Origin of the sequence: Lactiplantibacillus sp. C232, assembly GCF_023806725.1 — a bacterium.
GTDB lineage: Bacteria > Bacillota > Bacilli > Lactobacillales > Lactobacillaceae > Lactiplantibacillus > Lactiplantibacillus plantarum.
On record NZ_JAMSKZ010000019.1, the window covers coordinates 33,813 to 55,477 of the forward strand.

At 41.7% G+C, this 21,665-nt stretch carries 25 protein-coding genes and 2 tRNA genes; all 27 read right to left on the reverse strand.

Translation table 11 applies throughout. From position 1 onward, the window contains the following. The gene (locus MZO41_RS14525) at positions 1-2,010 is read right to left on the reverse strand and encodes a BppU family phage baseplate upper protein (protein ID WP_089178208.1); all 2,010 of its coding nucleotides are present in this window, start codon (positions 2,008-2,010) and stop codon (positions 1-3) included. Next, on the reverse strand, positions 2,000-4,213 hold the full coding sequence (locus MZO41_RS14530) for a phage tail spike protein (RefSeq protein WP_128650901.1): 2,214 nt from the start codon (positions 4,211-4,213) through the stop codon (positions 2,000-2,002). The genes MZO41_RS14525 and MZO41_RS14530 overlap by 11 nt, the downstream gene beginning before the upstream one ends. Before the next feature lie 14 nt (positions 4,214-4,227). Beyond that, a complete protein-coding gene (locus MZO41_RS14535; protein ID WP_128650900.1) occupies positions 4,228-5,613 on the reverse strand; it encodes a phage tail domain-containing protein in 1,386 nt (461 codons plus the stop codon). A 12-nt stretch (positions 5,614-5,625) separates the two neighbouring features. Beyond that, positions 5,626-9,066, reverse strand: coding sequence for a phage tail tape measure protein (locus tag MZO41_RS14540; RefSeq protein WP_128650899.1), 3,441 nt, complete (start codon positions 9,064-9,066; stop codon positions 5,626-5,628). 12 nt (positions 9,067-9,078) lie between these two features. After that, entirely contained in the window at positions 9,079-9,372 is a 294-nt protein-coding gene (locus tag MZO41_RS14545) for a hypothetical protein (RefSeq protein WP_129318291.1), read from the reverse strand. 14 nt (positions 9,373-9,386) lie between these two features. After that, entirely contained in the window at positions 9,387-9,800 is a 414-nt protein-coding gene (locus tag MZO41_RS14550) for a tail assembly chaperone (RefSeq protein WP_063845673.1), read from the reverse strand. 23 nt (positions 9,801-9,823) lie between these two features. Continuing rightward, a complete protein-coding gene (locus tag MZO41_RS14555; protein WP_089178306.1) occupies positions 9,824-10,702 on the reverse strand; it encodes a phage major tail protein, TP901-1 family in 879 nt (292 codons plus the stop codon). 18 nt (positions 10,703-10,720) lie between these two features. Continuing rightward, the gene (locus MZO41_RS14560) at positions 10,721-11,074 is read right to left on the reverse strand and encodes a TIR domain-containing protein (protein ID WP_063845675.1); all 354 of its coding nucleotides are present in this window, start codon (positions 11,072-11,074) and stop codon (positions 10,721-10,723) included. Further along, positions 11,074-11,448, reverse strand: a complete 375-nt coding sequence (locus tag MZO41_RS14565; RefSeq protein ID WP_089178305.1) for an HK97-gp10 family putative phage morphogenesis protein — start codon at positions 11,446-11,448, stop codon at positions 11,074-11,076. Before MZO41_RS14565 ends, MZO41_RS14560 begins: the two co-directional genes overlap by 1 nt. Continuing rightward, the gene (locus MZO41_RS14570) at positions 11,441-11,719 is read right to left on the reverse strand and encodes a hypothetical protein (RefSeq protein ID WP_058906821.1); all 279 of its coding nucleotides are present in this window, start codon (positions 11,717-11,719) and stop codon (positions 11,441-11,443) included. The genes MZO41_RS14565 and MZO41_RS14570 overlap by 8 nt, the downstream gene beginning before the upstream one ends. Further along, positions 11,716-12,054 (reverse strand): phage head-tail connector protein, encoded by a 339-nt coding sequence (locus MZO41_RS14575; protein ID WP_058906820.1) that lies wholly within the window; start codon positions 12,052-12,054, stop codon positions 11,716-11,718. Before MZO41_RS14575 ends, MZO41_RS14570 begins: the two co-directional genes overlap by 4 nt. 59 nt (positions 12,055-12,113) lie before the next feature. Further along, positions 12,114-12,407 (reverse strand): Ig-like domain-containing protein, encoded by a 294-nt coding sequence (locus tag MZO41_RS14580; RefSeq protein WP_089178316.1) that lies wholly within the window; start codon positions 12,405-12,407, stop codon positions 12,114-12,116. Then, the gene (locus MZO41_RS14585) at positions 12,389-13,210 is read right to left on the reverse strand and encodes a N4-gp56 family major capsid protein (protein ID WP_058011716.1); all 822 of its coding nucleotides are present in this window, start codon (positions 13,208-13,210) and stop codon (positions 12,389-12,391) included. The genes MZO41_RS14580 and MZO41_RS14585 overlap by 19 nt, the downstream gene beginning before the upstream one ends. Then, positions 13,210-13,857, reverse strand: a complete 648-nt coding sequence (locus tag MZO41_RS14590; protein ID WP_227166262.1) for a DUF4355 domain-containing protein — start codon at positions 13,855-13,857, stop codon at positions 13,210-13,212. Before MZO41_RS14590 ends, MZO41_RS14585 begins: the two co-directional genes overlap by 1 nt. A gap of 142 nt (positions 13,858-13,999) precedes the next feature. Then, positions 14,000-14,221: a hypothetical protein gene (locus MZO41_RS14595; protein WP_058906817.1), complete on the reverse strand. Its 222-nt coding sequence runs from the start codon at positions 14,219-14,221 to the stop codon at positions 14,000-14,002. Between the two features lie 136 nt (positions 14,222-14,357). Next, the gene (locus tag MZO41_RS14600; RefSeq protein ID WP_222845176.1) at positions 14,358-15,044 is read right to left on the reverse strand and encodes a structural protein; all 687 of its coding nucleotides are present in this window, start codon (positions 15,042-15,044) and stop codon (positions 14,358-14,360) included. Beyond that, positions 14,962-16,500 (reverse strand): phage portal protein, encoded by a 1,539-nt coding sequence (locus MZO41_RS14605; protein ID WP_089178314.1) that lies wholly within the window; start codon positions 16,498-16,500, stop codon positions 14,962-14,964. The genes MZO41_RS14600 and MZO41_RS14605 overlap by 83 nt, the downstream gene beginning before the upstream one ends. A 26-nt stretch (positions 16,501-16,526) precedes the next feature. Continuing rightward, positions 16,527-17,816, reverse strand: a complete 1,290-nt coding sequence (locus MZO41_RS14610) for a PBSX family phage terminase large subunit (RefSeq protein ID WP_080396931.1) — start codon at positions 17,814-17,816, stop codon at positions 16,527-16,529. Further along, positions 17,803-18,315, reverse strand: a complete 513-nt coding sequence (locus tag MZO41_RS14615) for a terminase small subunit (RefSeq protein WP_089178303.1) — start codon at positions 18,313-18,315, stop codon at positions 17,803-17,805. The genes MZO41_RS14610 and MZO41_RS14615 overlap by 14 nt, the downstream gene beginning before the upstream one ends. A gap of 39 nt (positions 18,316-18,354) precedes the next feature. After that, entirely contained in the window at positions 18,355-18,618 is a 264-nt protein-coding gene (locus MZO41_RS14620; RefSeq protein ID WP_089178302.1) for a DUF6275 family protein, read from the reverse strand. A gap of 48 nt (positions 18,619-18,666) precedes the next feature. Beyond that, complete coding sequence (locus tag MZO41_RS14625) at positions 18,667-18,945, reverse strand: hypothetical protein (RefSeq protein WP_089178301.1); 279 nt, start codon at positions 18,943-18,945, stop codon at positions 18,667-18,669. Next, entirely contained in the window at positions 18,914-19,093 is a 180-nt protein-coding gene (locus tag MZO41_RS14630) for a hypothetical protein (RefSeq protein WP_089178300.1), read from the reverse strand. The genes MZO41_RS14625 and MZO41_RS14630 overlap by 32 nt, the downstream gene beginning before the upstream one ends. Before the next feature lie 216 nt (positions 19,094-19,309). Then, positions 19,310-20,143, reverse strand: coding sequence for a hypothetical protein (locus MZO41_RS14635; protein ID WP_089178299.1), 834 nt, complete (start codon positions 20,141-20,143; stop codon positions 19,310-19,312). A gap of 248 nt (positions 20,144-20,391) precedes the next feature. Then, positions 20,392-20,451, reverse strand: a tRNA-OTHER gene (locus MZO41_RS14640). 86 nt (positions 20,452-20,537) lie between these two features. Beyond that, a tRNA-Trp gene (locus tag MZO41_RS14645) sits at positions 20,538-20,609 on the reverse strand. 252 nt (positions 20,610-20,861) lie between these two features. Further along, entirely contained in the window at positions 20,862-21,323 is a 462-nt protein-coding gene (locus tag MZO41_RS14650; protein WP_195562197.1) for an ArpU family phage packaging/lysis transcriptional regulator, read from the reverse strand. A gap of 77 nt (positions 21,324-21,400) precedes the next feature. After that, positions 21,401-21,541, reverse strand: a complete 141-nt coding sequence (locus MZO41_RS14655) for a hypothetical protein (RefSeq protein ID WP_164915002.1) — start codon at positions 21,539-21,541, stop codon at positions 21,401-21,403. Positions 21,542-21,665: the final 124 nt, after the last annotated feature.

Here is a 21,665-nt window from a genome sequence, read left to right on the forward strand (position 1 = left end):
TTACCATTTCACCCAATCAATCACAGCAGAATATATATCTGACTTCGTAGCACTTGTACTTGTTGCAATGTAAACATCACCACCAGTAGTCACCCATAAACTGGCATATTTGTCATGATTACTCATAGCGTTGTACGCAGGAATTACAAGTGCCACTTGATGGGTTGGGGCTATATCTGATGGTATGCTGGCAATTATGGTATATGCGTTAACTGGTATATTAGTAGCTTTATCAATTCTTAATTCAATTTTTTTCGCAAAGCTGCCTTGGGTTTCTTTGAAGTAAGATATATTAGTAGCCGTTATACCATTCTTAGGGTTAACATCAGTATTTACAAAAGCAGAACCAGTTTTTACTAACCAATCCTCACTACCACCTTTACCGTCAGTGTGTACGGTCTTAGTCCATTGATTACCGGTGGATGATTGAGTTACAGATATGATTTTTCTTCCATTATTACTTATTTCGACTGTAACTTGAATAATCGAAGTATCTTCTGGTCCCAATGGTCCATTTACAAATGAAAATCCTTCATACTTACCAGATGGTAGCATCAAAATGTCACTGCCAACAGGTAATGATTGGAAGTCAGATTTATTGTCATTTACTGGAATATTAGTTTGCACTTTATATCCGTCCGGCAATCCAGAAGTTACTAAATAAAAATATCCTTCAATAACGGCCCCAATTAACAATGTGTGTCCTAATGTGTACGCGCCTTCGGCCTCTAGCAAATAATCGCTTGTTTCTGAAATAGCTCCAGGATACTGGCTATTAATAAATTCTGCCATACTTTGCTTGTTAAATTCTACCTGCTTTACAATTCTTCCATTTTGACTATATGACTGCAATCCAATTGTTGTCCCATAAGCCCCCATTGCCAAATATACGTTGCCGTTAGACATTGTTAATCCCTGTGCTTTTGCGAAAAGAGTACCAGTTGTTTCGGTATAGACATCTTGTTGTAATTTCGGACTTCCCGCCTTGATTGATTCCCAATCATAAACTGAATATTTAGTTATGCTCTCTAAAAAAGCATCTGTCGTAACGAAATTTCCGCCTTCAATCCCCCATTTAAACTTTCCATTAATTAGGATATTGTCACCAATTTTCCCCGTATCGTAATTAAAGATGGCATAACCGTCGCCATTTACAACTGACACAATGAAACACAGCTCTCCATTGGCGTTATAGAAGTATGGAATGCCTTCTGAGAATGAGTTCGCTTCATTGACGAAGGACTTCATCCCTTTTAACTCGCCAGTTTTTAAATCGTGGATTTCGATCCGTGTTTCTGTGCCACCAGTAATTTGGGTCGATAAGTATAACTCATTGCTATCTTTATTGACCGAGAAACCCTGCGGGTACCATCCAGATGACGGTTCTTGCCAACCGCAACGTAATAAAATTTTAAGACTAGTAATGTATGCGTCACTTGAATTATTTTTCACATCACCAATATACCTCTCATTGCTAGATATTCGGGTTTCAAAATCAGCGTTAAATTCATCAATCTCATTACGACTGTAAAATGAGCCTTTTTGATATTCCTCGTAAATTGCATCTATTTTTACCTTTAAATCCCTCAATGTTCCATCAATGATGGTAATGTAGTCTTCGGCTTTATCTTGGCTAATGTCGATAGCTTTTTTAACAATAAAAATTAAGTCGTATGTCGTTTGCTGACCATCCGTATCATTTAATGAGAAATAAGCATCCTTTATCTTCCCCGCTTCAGACCATAACGCATTGGGAATCTCATAAGTGAACTTGCCATTAACGGCATCCGTAATGGTGACGCCTGCGTTATCTGCAATAATTGCAGCCCCTTTTGCAGTCTTTGCCATTAAATTAATAGTTTGCTCAGTTAAATCAACAGCACTCCCGCGATCCGTAACTGTGACGTACAAAGTAACAGCACCATTCTTATCGCCTTGGCGTCCTACAATTGGTTCAGGAATTAGAGAGCTAAAACTATCCAAATTTATTTCATAACTTCTAATGCTCATTTAGATTATCTCCCTTGTAATGGTCAGCTTCATATTTGAGTGTTCCGCCATTTTCTTCAATATTTTGAACGTCTTGATAGGACATTGTGGACTTAACTAATCGATTATTTTCATATCCTCGACGCTTTGCTTTAATTTCCCAGGCAAACTTAGCATTCGGCACATCACTTTGGACAACAAAAAAGGCCTCATCTCGTGATGAAACCCATACATGAGCTGAACTATATGATTGTAAAAATACTTGGTACGGAACTGAAGTATTGACAGTGTCACTAAACAGTTCTTCAATTGACACTTTCACTCGGCAGTTATCATCTGTGTTTGACTCTCCCATGTCGCCAAAATAGCTTTCCGCCATTTCATAAGCAGGAGTCATACGAATACCATCGCGTGTGACATTCGCGGCGTTCTTAGTACCATTATAAACAGTGAAATCACCTAAAACATCCACACGATCACCATAAACATTAAGTTGATTCCCTTTACCACCATTACCACTTATCGTAACTTGATTAGGATTTTGAATCCAGAAAGTGCTATCGCTCTGGCTGATGATATTACCATCAGTGTAATAATCTTTAGCCGAATATAAATTGCCCTTTGTTGCAAGATCACTTAACGCATATCCGTATAAATTATATTCTCTGTCTTCGATTGTCGAACTTGCGGGGATTTGAAAAACGGCTTTAGATTGTGCCCCAGTATCGTCAGACTGGTTAATACTGAAGATATATCCGGGATGATTCCAAATAGCAAAGCCGTTAACTTTGCCGGTGCTAGCGTCACCGGTAGCATATAATCCGCCCAACAAGTTACCGTCGTAATAATATTCCATCATACCTTTTTGTAAGGTAATTCTAAAATTGGTATCATCGTCAACCGTATTATAAGTGATACCATTGATTATTCCACCGATAATATTACTAGCATTAAGGTTTTTGATATTAATATTCTGGCCATCAATGCTTTCGGCGGTAATCGCTGTTTTAAACGTTTGACCGCCATCTGTTGATACTCCGAGACCTGCAGAGTTAAGAATGACCATCTTGTTATGGTCGTTCTTATCAATAGCAATGATTCCTTGATCTGTGAACTTTAATTCAGTACGAGCTGCCAGAATACTATCTGTCGCAATCTGCATTTGACTACTAAACCATGCGTTGGGAAGAACTGCGTTACCATTTATGATGTCGTTCATAATGTTATTGATATTGGACGAACCAGCCGATTCTTTTTGTGCCATAGTCAAATCACCACAGGTAACTTCAACGGTGATTCGACTACCGTTGATATCGTATGAACTATTAACCTTAGTTATTCTAACTTGATCTTCAAAACCCAGTGACTCATCAACAATTGTTATGGTGTCGCCAGGAGTTGCCATTGCATACGGGTAACCAGCAGTTTGCAAATCTAATAGTGAGACGGTAATTGATAAACTCCAACTATTGTCAACTTTTGCTTTGACAGCATCAAGTAAATTTTCAGCAATCGTATAACGTTCATCATCTACCGGGTCCGCTTCTATTTTTCCAAACTTTGCTTTGTACATATCATATAGCGGGCTATAATACTCAACATTCAGTCGCGGTGTAGTTTGGTCATCTGGATCACTGTGAGCACCAAATCCGACGCCATAAGTAGCAAATGAACTATTATCAGTCTCAATCTCAGCCTTTTCCAAATTAAAACCTTGTCGTACTACGGTGGCTAAATCGGAACCAATTTTATCTTTAATATACACGGTCTTTTCATTTACATAGAACTCAGCAGAAATTTGCTTGATGATATCATTGAATAAATCAAGCTTATTTTTCAATCCCCAATTCTCTTTAGTAAACGCGGCTGTATTCGTCTCGTTAACATAAGAATACCCAGTACCATTAAAGATTGCTCGAAGATACTCGTTCAAAGGGTGTGATCCGTTCCATTCTTCATGAAAAGCCGTTTTATTCAAGGTATAGAAGAACATCTGGACAGCTGAGAATGTGACTGTGTTGTCACTATCGTTATGTTTAAATGTAATAACCGCATATTCCTCGTTCTTGAAGAGCATTGTCCACCCTTTTGCCAATCCTTGCTTAACACTAGTGCCAAAGTAGATTGTACCCGTTAATGATTTTTCACCATTAATGCCCTCAGTTACTTTGATTTCCGTATCAGCAACATATTCTTTGTTGCTAACATCTCTAAAGACTGTCATTTATTAACCACCTCCTACGCATACAGATTTTGAAAGTTTAAAATTCTGATTTCACCTGCGAGTGAACTAGAAATTTTGTTTGTAACACCTGGTAAAAGTTTAAAGTAAGCCTTGTTTGTATTTTTGACAATGCTAATCGAATTTCTAGTATATTCATACCCAGAAAGAGCAATAACATCACCACTAAACAGCGACCCAGTATGCTTAAATTCCGTGCCGTTTAGCGTAAGCAATAGACCGCTACCCGATTGCTTGGCAGTAAATTCAATAATGAATCCTTGCTCCAGCTGACTGCAAGGCACCGTGCCGGCATACGGAATAACTAAGTTATCAGTATTGTAATACGTATCAAGGTACCATTTGTTATAGCCGGGATCTGATGGTGCTGGACTATAAGGTGTGACTGTGGTACCTTTTTCTAGCTTTGGAGCGGCAAAGTATATAAATACTCCGTCCGGTAAACTGCTTGAAAGTTCAAATCTCATGCTTTGTTTATATAGATTATTTGGGTCAGGCACGTTTGTATTAAACGTAAATTTCTCGATAACCCGCTGCCAACCATTGCCGGACAGCGTGTTAAGCCTAGTCCATTTGCCATTTATAGAAGTGGCTAATGACTCCCACGCTATAGCATAAGAGTCAGAAAGAGTTGAGGGGTCTACTCCTACCACCTTAACGTATATACTATAAGTGTACGTATCGGTTGTATTTATTAACTGAGCAACCGAACTAAATGCGTATCTGGCATTATTCCAAGCAACGGATAACTTATTAGCTCTTGAACCTAAATACGTCCCAATATCAGAAGCCCAACCAGAGTTCTTAGTATACCAATCATTACTAGATTGATTAGCCGAATCACGCAATAAATTTTCGCCCAAATATGGAACCTCTGCCGTAATATTTAAATCCCGTGGCACACTTTCACCGTAAGGCAGTTTCATCGTTATAAATGTCATCGTTAACTTGTATAACACGGCGCCGCCAATATTCCCCTGCAGTTCAGGTTCAATTGACTTCGCATACACAAAGAACCGCTTGTGGCTTGGCCGTGTAGTTAGCTGTTCATATAAGTTACCCTCGTTTTCTCCTGGCCGTTCAAAGTCAGGAGTTAATTCTCCGCGCATTTCAGTAATGTAAAACCCGTCAGTATCTGATAACAACGCATAAAGTCTTTCTCGCAATATCGTCTCTTCGTCTAGGTCATCAGCACGATAGAAGCCTTCAACCTCTATTTCTTTGCTAGTGTGCCATCCGCCAAAATCAACGTTGCCGTTTCGCCCTTGAATCTGAGTACTGTTTCGAGTAATTGCCGGTGCACCTTCTTCAAACTTAGTCACTAACACTTTTAACTGGCTCAAATACGTACGGCTATCGCCCTTTTCAATTAATAAATCCATATTTATACCTCGCTAATTAATAAAGAACTTGTTGTGTACGCGTGCATCTGCATCACCTTGACTAACAATCGTTCGAATCTTGTCACCGATAATCTCATTATGAACAACATATGTTGGCTGTACCCAGTTATCGGTATCGATATTTTGGTCCATATCACCTGATGAATAACTAGCAGCTTGCATTGCCAAATCACCCGTTTTTATATCGCTGGCAACTGAATTAATACTATCAGTAAAATCTTTTGTATTAACACCATTCAATCCTGATACTGCACTATTAGCAAGGTTAGCTGACATTTTAGAAACATCAACTGCTGTTGACTCCATCCCGTTTACGAAGCCTGCACCAAAATATCCACCGAATGCATAAGTTACTCGCGATGGTGAATGAATTTTCAACGCACTTTGAATTTTGCTTGCCGCAGCACTAGCTAAACGACCAGCTGCTGACATAACAGCACCAACCATGCTGCCAATACCATTTACCAACCCTGATCCAAGGAAGCTACCAGCTGAACTAAAAGCCCCTTGTTGACCACGAGCACCACTGGCGCCACTACTACCGAGACTAGAACCAGCTGACCTAGCACTACCAGTACGACTACTAATACCGCTGGCCGCTGCTCCACCATTTTTAGAACCGGCAGAAGTAAAGTAGCCTGCTGTTGAGCTAATCCCTGAAGCACCTGAACGCCCGACTGATGATCCTGATGATTGTGCACTACCTGTTTTACTGCTTAATCCACTGGCAGCCGCACTACCATCTTTTACACCAGCAGATGTGAAATACCCAGAAGCAGAGCTAACACCTGAAGCGCCGGCTCTACCAACTGCAGCACCAGCTGATTGATGCTTACCCGTACTGTTAGCAATTGCTTGCGCCGATTGAATAGCAGCGTTGCCACCGGCTGCTTTAAACGCCGCTTGCCCGGCGGAAGATGCAGCTGCACCTGAAGATTGTATGACGTCAGTAGCTGCTCCAATAGCATCATACTTTTGCCCTGTGAAACCAGCTGCCAAAGCTTTTAGCAATATGCCACCAATCGCGGTCATTTGACCGGCATAAGTAGCCAAAACCGCAATCACAGCGGCTAGCGTTGCTCCAGCAATTTGAATTAGTATAGGCATTTCAGTAACAAATGCCTGTGCTAGCTGACCAACCAGCGCAATCCCCGCAGCAAGTAATGCTGGTGCTTGACTACCAATTGCACCAATCAATGCAACCACAAATCCTACACCTGCTGAAACCAATGATGGGATAGCCGACGTTAATGAATTTATCAAACTCACAATCATAGCCGTGAATGAAGCAATAACTCCGGGTGCATTTGTTGAAATGGAAGTCATTAATGCAATTAGCATATTAGAAAATGACGTAATAATAGCGGGTGCATTTTGAGTTACAGCGTTCATAACGGAAACAAGCATTGTCGTAAATGCTAACGCAATGGCTGGTGCGTGCGTTGATACTGCCGTCATTAAACTAACCATCATGTTTGAGAACGCAGCTGCAATCGACGGGGCTTGTCCCGCAATCGTGTTCATTAAGTTCGTCATCATGCCCAAAATTGCACCAACAATTTGAGGAACAGCTGCTATTGTTGTAGTAATGAATTCAGTCATCATGGCTGCAAACCCAACGCCTAACGCTGCTAACACTGGCACAATGCTGTTAACGTTACTTGAAAGTGTCGATATAGCTTGGGCAACTTCTTTAACGCCTAATCCGAATGCAGCGACTCCAGCGCCAACGGCTAATACCGCCGCACCAAACACCCCAATACCAACCGCGTTAGCTGTTAACAGTGGCCCGAGCAATGCAAATGACCCAGCCACCGCAACAATTCCAAAAGCCAACGCAGCCATAACTTCTTGTGCGCCACTACCAGCTTTTGCTAGACTGATTGCGGATTGTACTAGAATGGCAATACCAGTTGAAGCAGCTAAAACACCTGCACCAATTAATGCAATCGCAGCGCCCATTGATAAAAAGTTTGCTGCTGAAGATGCCGCTGCGTTCGCACTAGTTCTAGTTGCGTTCCCTAATGGTGTAACAGCTTCGGCAGCCGTTTTGCTTGCACTCCCGATTCCAAGCAGTTTCCCAGGGATTCCAATAATGCTTTTACCCATATTGAATAATCCTTTTGCTGCACCACTTGCAACACCTACTATTTTGCCTGCACTAGTAATAAAAGCCCCAGTTGCTGTAACAGCTGGTCCAATAACTGGTGACAATCCAATAAAACTCCTAGCCACTTGAGCAATACTGCTATTACTGTCAGTTGCCCATGTGATAGTCTGATTAATCATATCAACCATCGCACTGTTTACGCCGCCTTTAGCAGCAAGTGACTTATTTCTAAGCGATTCCCAGTTACCGCCAATTTGTTCGATCTTCGAACCAATGTTTTGTTGCATTTCATTAGCTTGATCCTGTAAGAATTTAGTAGCAGTAGCTGTCGAACTGCTAGCACCGTCTTGTGCTTTTGCATAAGCTGACCATGATGTTGCCGTGTTACCTGATTCATCTTTTACTGAGCTTAGCAGTGGCAACATTGCTTGCATGCCGGCAGTGTTAAACATAGTTTTGAGCGCTGCGGTTTTTTGTGCAGCGCTCATACCATCAGTTGCAGCAGCTACTTCTTTAAGAATAGTGGGAAATGATTTCATGTTACCTTGTGCATCGGTAAATGATAATCCTAATTTTTTCATTTCCCCTGCAGCCTTATCAGAAGGAGCTTCCATCTGAATAATGGCATGTGCCAAATCTTGTGAAGCACGTTGAGCTGTAAAACCTTTGTTAGTTAGAAGCCCTACAGCTTCGGTCATGCTCCCCATACTGAACCCGGCTTGACTTGCGATACCGCCAATATTACTAATAGCGCCTGACATGTCTTCAATGCTTGCGTTAGACAGGTTAGCTGTTTGAGTAAGAATTGCTGCAGCCTGTGCTGGTGACTTTAGGCTTTTCCCCCACACGTTCATAGCTTGCTGAACTGTTCCAGCAGTCGTCTGCAAGTCAGCTCCCGTCGCTGTGGCTGCTTCTGCAATTGCTGGGAACTCTTTGGTAATCGTTTTAATAGACGCGCCATCTTGCGCCATTGAGACCATGGCGTCAGCTGCATCTTGAGCGCTAAGTGGTAATTCAGCACCCATCTTGTTAGCCATGTCTGCTAACTCACCAATATCCTTTGAGGTACCACCAGCAATGATTGCAGCCTTGTTAAGAGATTGTTGGAATGTACCGTATGATTTTAACGCGCTAACACCCATAGCGGTAGTTGCAGCACCGGCGGCAGTAGTTACCTTACCAATAGTGGACATGCCTTGGGATACTCTGCCACTTAGCCCTGAAATACCACTCTGCATGCTGCGAGTAGAACTATTCATCTGGCTCATTGCTGCGACATAACCACTAATATTGGCGGTAAAAGTGGCGGTTACTTGTGCCATAATCTAACCTCCTTATGGTTTGTTTCCAAACAGTCTGTTAACTTTTGCAATCAACTCAGCGGTTGGCTTTCTTCGTTTAGAATTGCTAGAGCGGTTTATAATTTCTTTTTCTGTCTTGTCTAACTGCCGCTGCATCTTATTTAATGCACGTTGTGGCTTCTGTGCATTAGTTAAACCTGCAGTATAAACAGATTGATTCAATTGTGCTCGTCGTTTATCAAGCTCTCGTAACTGTAAGCCATCCATCAATGCCCTGGCTTCCCACTTATACAAAGAAAAGGGATAACCGACATCGGTTATCCCCATTCTTGCGAAATCAATTATGAGAGACTCTTGCGCATTGCGTCCAACGTATCTTTCTGAACTTGCTGCTTCATCTTTTCCTCTTCCGTTTCCGCCTTTTTCCCGGTTTGATACTTGTCTACCAAGTTGATCCAGTGTGTGGCGGCGCGACGGAAAAAACCTGACTTCTGCAACTCATCTTGTAAGTCAGCACGTAATTGTTCAAACTGACCATCTTCTTCATACTTATCCATCAGATCTGCGACTTTATCTTCTGAAATGCCGGACAATAATACTTGAACTGCATTGGGAACAGCCATTTCGTTGTCAGTCACAAATTGTAACCAAAGTTGGCTAGCCCCATCGTCAGCATTGGGGGCTGTTGATAGAATCTTGTTTGCACGGAAAAATGCCTTAAAATTGAATTTAACTTCTTTATCATTAATTTTCATTGTGGAGTACCCCTTTTTCTGTTTTATTCACCAGTTACTTCAACATTGACGGTCTTTGTAAAGCTCCCTGATTTAATCGTGACAGTCGTTGATCCAGCCTTAACACCTGTTACCAATCCAGATGTATTGACTGTGGCTGTAGCCACATCAGCGCTCTCGTAAATAGCAGCAGCAATGACTGCATCCTTATCGGCCGCATCCGAAGGTACTGCACTGACTGTTAATTGTTTAGTACCTGATACGGCTACCGAGACGCTACTTGGAGTTACCGTAATATCAGTTGCCCGTTCGTCGTCTTGACCAGCCGCGTCACTGAATTCACCTTCAGTTTCACCAGGACGTTCAAAGTTGTAAAGTTGGTTCAATGCAGCAATTTGCTCGTCGCTCAACGGGAATGTAGCGTCAGTGCCATCAGCATTCTTGTCAGCAAGCTTTCCGATGATATTCAAAGTAAAGTCCATTTCGCTGAAAGAATCTTCATCGGAAATATCGTTACTGTCAACAACTCCATAACCGAACATTGCTGGATATGCCTTGTGGTCACCCTCGACAATTGCAAGCCGTGGATCAACTTCAACACGCCATACTTTGACTTGCCGTCCATGGTGCTTAGCACCGTTGATAATACCACCAGTCTTATCACCTGGTACCTTGTAAATCGTGATTTCAATAGAGTCTTCGTTCGTTGACGCAGCGATAACTCTGCCCATCTTAGTTTGTTCATCTAGTGAATCACCCTCAATAGACGTATCACCAGACGTTTGGTGAGCCGGTAATACTGCGGGGCTTCCAATTGGTGCTACCTTAGGGTCAGTTGATTGGATAAAGTACCAAACGTCTTTACCACGAACAGGTGTGTCTTTAACATACGTAATACCGTTATTAATTGTTTTATCTGCCATGTTTGCAGCTCCTTATTTTTAAATTGTGATTTTAACTAAGAACATTGCACGACTTAGGTCCCGCCCAGTACTGGTGTCTTTAGTTATCTGTGTTGTAAGCGAGTCCCATTGGACAACGCGTGATAGTGCGTTTTTTACTTTTGCAATATCTGATTCCACCGCAACCGGCGAGGTCCCCCCCTCGGCGTAGTAATCAATCTGCTGTTCTACTTGATTGAGCGTATCGGTCTTGCTTGAAACGTCTAAATCAGTGTGAACATTAATGTGTACAAGTGGTAGTTCATCATCAGGCTGTGGCTGTCTAAAAAACACTCTGAATCCATTTGCTTGTAATGCCGACCGCAACCTTTTGTAGTACTCCGTCAATTCCATTAGAAAACCACCTTATTCAGCTCATCATTAACCGCTTGATAGAAGAACGGCGTTGCCGCAATGGCCCCAGGCCGCATGAATGGCTGTGCACTCATCTTATAAGTGCCATATTCGTTATAGCTTGAATAGTCAGCACGAGAAGTATAGGTTCCCACAACGCTGTTTTTGTTCTTTTTAACAGGATCAGCAATGATGTTATTACACATATAACCTGTATCAACTCGTGCTAATCGTTTAGAACGATCGGACGCTTCTGACAAAGTCTTCTTCATAGCAATTGCAACATGGTCTGGGGCTTTGGCTCCCGCAACGTTAAACGTCTTGTATAAGTCGTCTAATCCTTTAAATGAAACGTTGAAATCACTGTTAGCCAAATGTCAGCACCCTCACTTTCCTACCACGAATAGCAGTTATTACACGACGCTCGACATTCTCATAAACTACACGATCAGGAATATCAACTTGATTCTTTAAATGAACTTCAAAAACCACCGTCTTAAGCAATCCATAAGTAGCTAATTTGTTAGCATCCGTTACAGGGACAATCGTCGCCGGTAGAGTAACTTTACGTTTCGATACTTCACCAGTTAAGTCATCTTCCGGTCCATCGAAATATATGAGTTGAATACGATCGTTGTATCTCATACAAATCGGAACCCCCCACGACGCCGGCGAAAACTCTCACGGTAAATATCGAGATCACTAGCCCATTCGCTTAAATCAATCTTTAACCAGGTATTGCTGACCTCTCCTTCAGTTGAAGCAGCCTTACCCTCATCACCAATCGCGTTGTACATCCGCACAACAATTTCTTTGATGATGTAGTCTACGTTGTCGGGTAATGCTTTATTAACAACGCCATCCTGATTGATGTACGCCAACACACGGGCTTTAGCATCACTAATTAATTCATTTAGTAAATCGTCCTGAAGTTCGTCTTTAATTCCGACCCGTAATTTGACTGCATTCAAAATATCCATCTATTTCACTCCCTAAGCCAAAATAAAAAGCGCTACAAATTGCAACGCTTTTTAATTCATTATTCACTTGCTGTAACGGTTACAGCAATATCAGTAGTAAACTCACCAGAAGTTGCCGTGACAGTTGCTGTTCCTTCTGCAACCGCTGTGATTGTGCCGTCAGCTGCAACAGTTGCTTTACTGTCATCACTGGACTTCCAAGTAACTGCTGCAATTACTGCTGCGCTATCGTCAGCGTCAGCTGGTTCGGTCGTGATTGTAACTTTGCGGGTATCGCCTACTTTAATACTGGCCGTCTTCTGTGATGGCGTGATGGCGGTAGTATTATTCGGCGTTACGCTTTTTTTGCCAATACCACTTTAGTAGGGTCGTACAAATATGCTACATAATGTTCGTCAGCAGTCAGTACTGTTGTTTTGTGAATTACATCCCGGTCGTTTTCTACTTCAACGTTGCGCTTCATAACTAATTTTAATGCTGGGCTAGCAGAGTTAATCTTCACGAAAATAGCTTGCCCGGCTGAAACTTTATTAGATTCAATAATTTGAACGCCTAATACCGCAAAGTTGGTTCCATTGACTAATGCATTTTGTGAAACATCAGAGCCCGTTCCTTCATTACGAGCTGATTTGCGAAGCGCGGCAGCATCGGCCGGGTTCATAACGGCTACAACTGGACTATCATCTGCATCGCCAACATCAGAGAACTTAGTAAGTGCTGCTTGGACCATATCTGAATTTGCTCCAAAATCAACTGTTTGAGTTGCGGTTAATGCTGCAGCTAAAATATCGTTATCAACTTTATTAGCAATCGCTAAACCTAACTGCTTTGTTGATTCTCCTACCGGATCGCCATACCCACTTAAAACTGCCTCATCAGTAATTTCTGTACCTTTTGCAGCCTTCTTGACCGTTGCGTTAGTAGTAGTAGTCCCCAGTTTATCTAAAGGAATTGCTGCGCCTTCTGCAACGTCTTCTGCATCACCAATATAAGTGAACTTAGGAAATGTTAGCGTATTACCAGCGCGTCCTTGAAGCGTACTATCAACGCTGGCCAACGGGGTAAAACGTAAAGCATTCTTCAGTTCATAAGAAACGATTGGAGCAAGTACTTGTGGGTTTACTAAATCTGCTAATTGTGTAATTTCATCAGCCATTATTTTGTTCCTCCTGTAATTTCGTTAAATTTATCTGGGTTTTTATTAAATAGTTCAAGCCGTTCTGCTGCTGTCATCGAATCGAAATCCTTTTTTGAAACGTCATTCAAGTTACCGAGTTGAGAAGAACCAGAAACGGGCTTAGTTCCTGTTGCAATTTTTTCAACACGTTGATTAACTTGAGCATCAATACTACCTTTTAAAGTTTCCACTGCATTCTTAATGGCTTCCGCATCGCCTAAACCAATAAGCGTGTCACTCATATCAGCAGGTAAGCCATTATCTTGCAGTAATGCTTTAGTAGCTGCCTTTAATTCGCTTTGTTTCAGTGCAGCTTCACGTTTCTCAATTTCTGCAACGCGAGCTTGCATTTCAGCATCTGCCTTTTCAGCTGCTGACATTTTAGCAAGCTTAGCACCCTCATTTTTAGCGTCTTCCAACGCTTGTTTATTATCCGCTTCCCATTTAGCCTTGGCTGTTTCAACAGCCTTAGCGGCACGTTTATCGGCCTCTGAGTCAAGCTTTGACTGTAGTTCCTTTTGAGTAAGAGTCACCGGCTCATCCTCTTTGGGATCTTCGGGATCAGGGTCAGGATTAGGATCGGCAAAAAATTGTAAATTCATTGATAATTTTTTAAGTTCAATCATTGTATTGGTTCCTCCTTAGCCCAAAACAAAAAGACATGTTATAAGAACCCAGCCACACATTTGCCCGACTACATTCACACGTCTATTACTTCACGCTATTTATTTGTAAGTAGTTTTATGACTTGCTCGGGTCAATAAGTTATTAGATTGATACTGTAAGGATTTGACCAGTCTCAAAGTGTGAGTGACATTCTTTTTCAGCGCCTTTGCCCCTCCGAATTTTAATCGTTAAATCGTGGTAATTTTGTGTTTGGTAAGCATCAACTTTGATATTCAGCGGGTAACTATCGTTAACTTCATTTACTAAATCTTTGATAATTTTAATCATCATTTGGTTGTTAAGTTCAACTTCTTGTTTTGGCAATTTTATCAGTCCTCTCTATTCATCAACACCAACCCACGAGCATAGACAATTAGGATGCCGGGGAATCATACCATCTGCTTCACGATAGCTAAATACACGGCCGTCAAGTGGCGCGCAAATACGACAAGCACCAGTGTTAGCAACCCCACCTTAACTTGTTGTAGCCTGCTTCCTTAGAGGCTCTGATGGACTCCTCCGCCATGATGCGTGCACTCTCAGTTCGCAATAATCGGCGTGCTTGGTAATCTAGCACGTTGTATCGCTTACGAATCTCTGCAACAGCATCAACAGGGTTGGTATGAGTCAGCAAGGCTTGCTTCATGATGCGACTAACATCATATTGCAGCTCATCCATGTTTGACCAAATACGATCTGACCAATTAACATCGGCAATTACACCATCAACCAAAGCTTGTATGTCACCTTTTGACGCCTTAGGGTACAAAGATTTAATCTTATTTACCGTTGACTTAGCGACTCTTCTAAAATAAGCATTCAACTGCTTGTTTAATTCAATACCTGTCTTGGTTGCATATACTAGCGCGGCATAAGCGATAAGCTCAGAATTAGTGGCAATTTGACGCTGTCTAATGTCCGACTCCATCGCCACAGATTGAATCTCATTTAGCAGTTCTTGGTCTGGCAATTGGTTATCAGTTGCATGACTGTATTGTGGATACTTGCCAATAAATTTGTACCACCAATCAAGTAATCCTCGCATGTCACCATTGACCGCCGACTTAATTGCTCGTTCGTTGGTTTTCTGGTTCGCCTTGCTGTCCGCGAACTTCCTCATCGCCGTAACCAGTACCGCTTGTTCCATTAGTTAGCACCCCATTCTTAGTGACATAACCACCCATTCGTTGACGTTGCTTATCCATCATGTCGATAATTTCGTCAGCATCAGATACGTTAGGCAGGTACTGATAGAGATATTCTTGCGGTAACTGCGCCCCCGCCTGAACCAATGACGTGATGATTGCAATATCATCAGTTGGCATATTGTCTTTAAAGATAAAGTTGATCTTATTCGCATCAACGTCCCACTCACCAGACACTGCTTCCTCAATAGTGGAAACAGTATTATAGCGAGCAGTTAACCCACGTTCAAACTGTTTGCGCTTCGTACTTGCTAACTCAACCGTACCAAGAATTTTATACTTCATCGCTACCCCTGAAGCATTACTTGCAAAGTTCTCATCTGTCAGGTCCGGCGTATGACTGAACTTGTGGATGTCTGATGCTAGCCGTTTCTTATATACCTCAGTCCCTGTGCTATCGTATTCTTTGTGAATGTACTTCGCATCGGCTGAGGTCTGCTTACCAGTTGAATCAATCCCCGACTTAATCAACAACATGTTCGCTTGTCGCATGCGTTCCAGCTGTTCTAGTCGGTCTTGTGCTAATTTCTTCATAGACTCTTCGTCATTCGGGTCTATTGATTGTAACAACACTGAGTCATCAAATAACGTATCGATATTCCCTTCAATAACAAGTAACGCCTCGTTAAAGTCGGTCATATAGTTAGCAGTATCAGATTGTGCTGCGTCATAAAGGTCAATCAATGTTAAGACGTTTTCATAGTCTCCTTGGCGAAAGGCGTTATTCTTATATTCGATAACAGGGAATGCAAACTGTACTTGTTCATCCGCTTGTTCCGGCGCCGTGACCGAGCCAGCGACATCGACAGGTTTATAAGTAACGTGCTTTTCCTTAGTCCACGTTTCAGGAACATATTTAATCACAGGAACGCCTGTTGCCGAAATATCCTGTACTTCATGATACCGAACGGCCATAACCGGCTGTGGGTCTACCGAAGTATCATAAATAACAAACGTCTCTCTTGGGTCAAGCTTGACGCTGTGATCAATGCCATCTTCCCCGTGATAAATGTATTCATATGCTCGACCAAACGTTGACATGTCCAGGAACAAATCATAATTCAAGGTATTAATATCATTCACTTGATTAAATTTATCTAGGCTGTCTGATGACACGCCACTGAGATTAATTGCATTCCCAACGCTATAAGATGTCTGGAAATCAGCGATGTATTTAGCAAATGAATGCACCGCCCGATGGTCAGCTTTCCCTTTCTCGTTGCGTCGATTATCAGGTTCGAGAATGTCGTCATTGTGTCCCTGATAGTAATCTAATAACCGTTGTAAACGTGGTCGTTGATAACTATAATGATGTCTAATAAACTCTGCAATCCGTGTAGGCGTCAACTTTTCAAGATCTTCTTGATATACCATGATTGCCTGTTTGAAATTTTCCATGTTATCCAAATCCAATATATTTCACCTCACAATCCTAATTGTTTTAATTCAGCCACACGGTCACGATAACTCATGTATTGGCCATTCTTGACGAACATAAATTTCTGCATAGCGTAACGCAACGCGTCAATCGCATGGTTATTCGCGTCGACGGGCGTATTCAGCCAGTTCCCTTGCTTGTCACGATCATAGACATATAGATTCATTTCCTCGAGTAGTCCTTTGCATCTAGGACTTATGACGTAACGGTAAGACTGCATGTATTGAATCCCTTGAACAACACTATCTTTACCTTTACCGCTAGGTTGAATTCCCGGAACGCCATGCACTCGTGTAAGTTCAGCAATCAAGTTAGCACCAGCGCTATCTGCCGTAATTGGCAACCCATACGCCTTATGCTGAATAAGCTGTTGTGCAATCTGACCAGTGAGCAAGCCGTGTTTATAAAATTCATCGTACACATAAATCACATGGTTGATTTGGTCCACTGCAATAAATATTCCAGCGGTTGGATCGTTCTTAAATCCAAAGTCTAAGCCGACTGATTTAGGTAAACGACTAATACTTTGCATATCAAAATCACGCGTTTCAAACAGCCCATCAAATACCAAGCCTTCAGCGACTCCCCAATCACCCAGAACTGCTACACGCGCACGATTTGGGTTCCGTGTTAGCATTTCTTCTAAGGCTGCTACATAATCATCATTCAAATGATCATTGTCATGATATGTCGTTGTTGTTGCATACACACCTGATCGTGCTGTGTCTTTATCAAAAAACTCTGGCTTGAGCCAATGCCGTTCAGACCAAGGGTTAAAGGTAATGAGCGTTTGATAAAAGCCGCCTTCCGGAAGCTCGCCACGCATGGACTCTTCAACCGTGTTAAAGGCATCAAGTGTTTTTAACTCATAGGCTTCTTCGTACCAAGCACGACATAATTGGCCGATAGTAGGCGTTATTGATGTAATCTTTAATGGGCTATCCATCCCTCTAAAGTAGATCTTTTGGCCCGTCAGCTTGTAAGTCACTTCCAGTGGGCTTTGAGTCCATTTGAACATGTCATATACACCCAGCACTGCAGCAACCTTTTTTAGTGTTGCAAACGTGCTATCTTTCTGTGTATAAGCATATTGTCTTAGTACGATCCAGTTTACGTACGGATATACCATCATATCGACTAAAACTTTTACTGCCGCAGCATACGATTTACCAGAACCACGAGACCCCTTATAAACAAGGTAGCGCATACGGCTGGTAAACAACGGATAGTAAGCTGAACTAACAAGCTGATTGATATCCAAATTAATCATCGCCATGTGCTTCATCGCTCCCTGGTGGGTAAGTTATATTAACCCGCACTTCATTTACTTCATCAGATACCACTTTGGCCTTAGCCTCCGCAATATCCGCGTCAGCTTTAAGCTTGCGAATCTGTTGTTCAACAAGCTTATTGTTATCCGGATAACGCTTCAGTATTTCCTTAGTAGCGCTTATCCGTGTTTTCAAGTCAGCTTCTTTGTGTTTCTCATACACGCCGTCAGCAGTGCCAATATAAACCGTTTCTTTAGTTTCCCCTCTAGCGATACTAGTAAGCAACTCAATGGCTTCTGTGGCGTCCATAATGCGCTTGGAAGCTATCTTGGCCATTCGCTCATCAATGTAAGATTTAATTCCAACATTTTCCAACAATTTGCTAGATTGTGCCTTTGCATAGTTGCGCGAATAACCAGCTTCAATAGCAGCTTGATAAGCATTTCCAGACTTGATATACTCATCGGCAAACTTTTGCTGTTTGGGTGTTAACTTTCGTGTCATTACATACCACCACACCTCCGTTAATTGGAATTAATTAGTCTAAATTTTGTAGCATCGATTCTCAAACTTTTTGTAGGCGTCTAGGTAGATCTCACCCTTATCACCGTTATAGGTAAGCTCGTAATACATGCCATCACTTAAGGTCGTGCTGAGTAACGCTTTGCTATTCTGTAATGCTTTCGCTTGCCAAACAATAAAGACATTATCGACAGTGATTTGCTTTTCGTCCGTTACGTCTAAATGTTCATTAGCGTAGTCCAGCACTAAGGCTTTGCATTTACTTGTAAATTCAACATCGTTCATTTTCTGTTACCTCCGTTTTTAAACCAGTCGAAATCGACGGGTTTAGAATTAATCTAGTAAGTCGTAAGTTTGCTTAAAAATATCTGGCTTACATGGGTAAAGCTCACCATGAACTCCTTTGATGATGTAATCACCGATATTAGCAGTCATGGTTCCCTCTAAGGTTTCAATAGTCAATGTGTCTTTTTCGTCAAAGAATCTAAGTTTGTCATCATCATAAATAGCTTTTAACAGCCATTCAGGGCGTTCAGAAAAAGAACTATTTCCATTGACAAATCCTCTAAATTCAACATACTCAATAACTATTGGTTTCTTTTGCGCTCGCATGCTGCACCTCCTTATTTTTATCCAAACTAAAAGCGCCATGCTGTTTAGCACGACGCTTTCTATTCTTGCACCACTTATCTAGCCGGGCATCAGCCTGTACCCATTCAGGTGGCTCATACCCGTATTTACTGTGAATCATTACTGACATGACAGCACCTCACAATCATATGCACTAAAAAGCAGCGATCAACCGGGCCTGCTCATTTCTTTTTCGCTTGATGTAATGTCATCATTGCTGGAAACAAAGTGCATAATTTCTTCTTGATTACCTTTTGTTCCATTCGCTCACCTCACAATTTTTTGTGAAATAAAAGACGCCACGCTATTAAAGTTGACGTCACATATTAAAAATAACTTCATTTGTTTAAAAAAGTTTTTTAGATTCTTTAAATCTAGCCAAGTTATAATTAGCTGAGTAGTCTCCCTCCATTTCTTTCTGGTTTCCGATCAGCTTCGCATCACTCTGATACTCCAATCCATGCTCACCATCTTTATCTTTAAAATACAGTTTAATTGACTCTCTTATTTCTGTAATATACCAAACCCAAACTTGATTAATATGACGATTTTCATTAGTAAATAATAGATACGCATCACTATTAGCTGCGATTTTATTTATTGAAATGCTCTTGGTATTACCGCCGCTATTTTCCTGATTCATAGAATCGTTTAATTGTATGGAATTGTCACTAATCTTTTTATCATTGTTTTTGGCACTTGAAACAAACACCCTCACCGCGTACATGTTTTTGGTTGAAACATTACGAATAACTAAATAATTAATTGATTGTTCATATACTAAATCACTGTCAATATCTTCAGTCAAATAAACATTATACTTGCCCCATGCATCAAGGTTCATTACTGTCGTTACATAATCAGACTCTTCCATCATTTGTTTTTTTTCAAACTCATCTATTAGTAAATTTCTAAAGTTAACATTCTCCTGAGAAACTAAAAAGAATGGCCGAGCCTGTCTATATTGACTCTCTTTTTCATTATTCAATTGTTTTTGGGAAAGTTTATTTTGTTTAGTAGCTTGCCAATATACACCTAAGATTGCAATAATTGATCCCAGTAAGCTACCGAAGAACCCTAGCCATCCATTCCAATCTGCCGGTGATAAACGTGTAAATAAGCTTACTAAATAAATAAATAATCCAACTCCCCCAAAAAATATAATTTGTACAATTTTCATGTTATCCCTCCAAACTACTTTAACTATACAAAAACTCCCGCCAATAAGCGAGAGCAGTTTGGAGATTTCCCGTTTTGGTGCCGCGGACGCGTTTAATGTGCTTGGTAGGGATTTGCACCCTACATGATGTGTGGACATACTGGTTGTCAACCAACACCCGTTACTCGCGTCTGACTATCCGTCTACCTATTCCGCCACAAGCACGCGTTATGCGGTCAACTCCCATTGGGTGCTGTATCACATAGCAATATCGCTGGTAGGACTCGAACCTACATCCCATTGTGGCTTACCAATTAGCCCACAGCGATACTCGCATTCAACGGCCGACGTTAAACACGAAGACTAATGCCGGCGGCAGAGAGGAGCGCATCACCCCTTATAAATCCGCCGGCTACACAGATAGCTGGATTTGAACCAACATAGACGGTTTTGGAGACCGCCATCTTGCCAATTAGATCATATCTGCTTAATAGGCGGGCCATCATATCAACTTAATCAAGTAGGCAACACAAACTGTACATCTGTGCCCGTCTAAAGTGGCAATGTGGAATCGAACCACATACAGCATAATAAATACCGTATTTACCTTAATCCGCCACATAAAACGGCTAGAGCTATCAGAAAAACGTTTATTTGTCGCCCTAACCAATTATCGATAATACTAATTTACCACCAATTTATTGCTATGAAGTCCGGCTTTAGTTCGGAAAAAGTTCGGTTAAAGTCCGGTTTGAGTTCGGTTTTGGTAAATATTCAGGTCTTCTAGGTAATAGCTCTGTGCGAACTGTAGCATTGCCAATGGCTTCCAGCGGTCAAAATACTGCGTCTTGCTGTAGCCAATATCCATGTAGCACATCGTGTCGCTGTAACCTTGCAAATATAGCCGATCTAATATCTCCTGGCACTCATGATCACAACGAGCCATTGCCTGAATAGTCTGTCGGACAATCTGTTCGGCGTACAGGCGGCGTGTAATCCGACCCTCGGCCGAGTTACCAGCTGGGGCCGACTTAGGCATGCCATCCATGCTAGGCGATTTTAAATCAGCGACCGAATGGCCGGACGCCCGAACTGCTTGCGGTAACTTCTTATCCAGGAACCGCCGCACCTGTTTAATTGTTTTCTCCTGGTCAATTGGTGGAAAAATTTCATCTGAAATAACTTGCTGTTCGCCCATCATGCGCCCCTCCGCTTTCGTATGCTATAATTAACTTATTCGGAATTAGTTGTAGCGCGGTCAGCGATGGCAGCGCTTTTTTATGTTATACTTACAACGGTCATTCGAGTGGTCCCGTGACTGGTCGCCTTAACGGGCGGCTTTTTGTTTGCTTCGGCGTGTTGCTTCATGCGCCGGTGCTTCCGTTTAATCGTTGAACGTTTCTTAGTGTGTTTAGGCATCTTCGTCCCTCCCAAAGGTATCATCAAATATTGCTGGTAAAATTGAATAAGCTTTTAAAGCTTCTTGATATTTCTCTTCACTTATCTGTTTATCTGGATTGATGTGAAATTGTGTTGTAGTTTG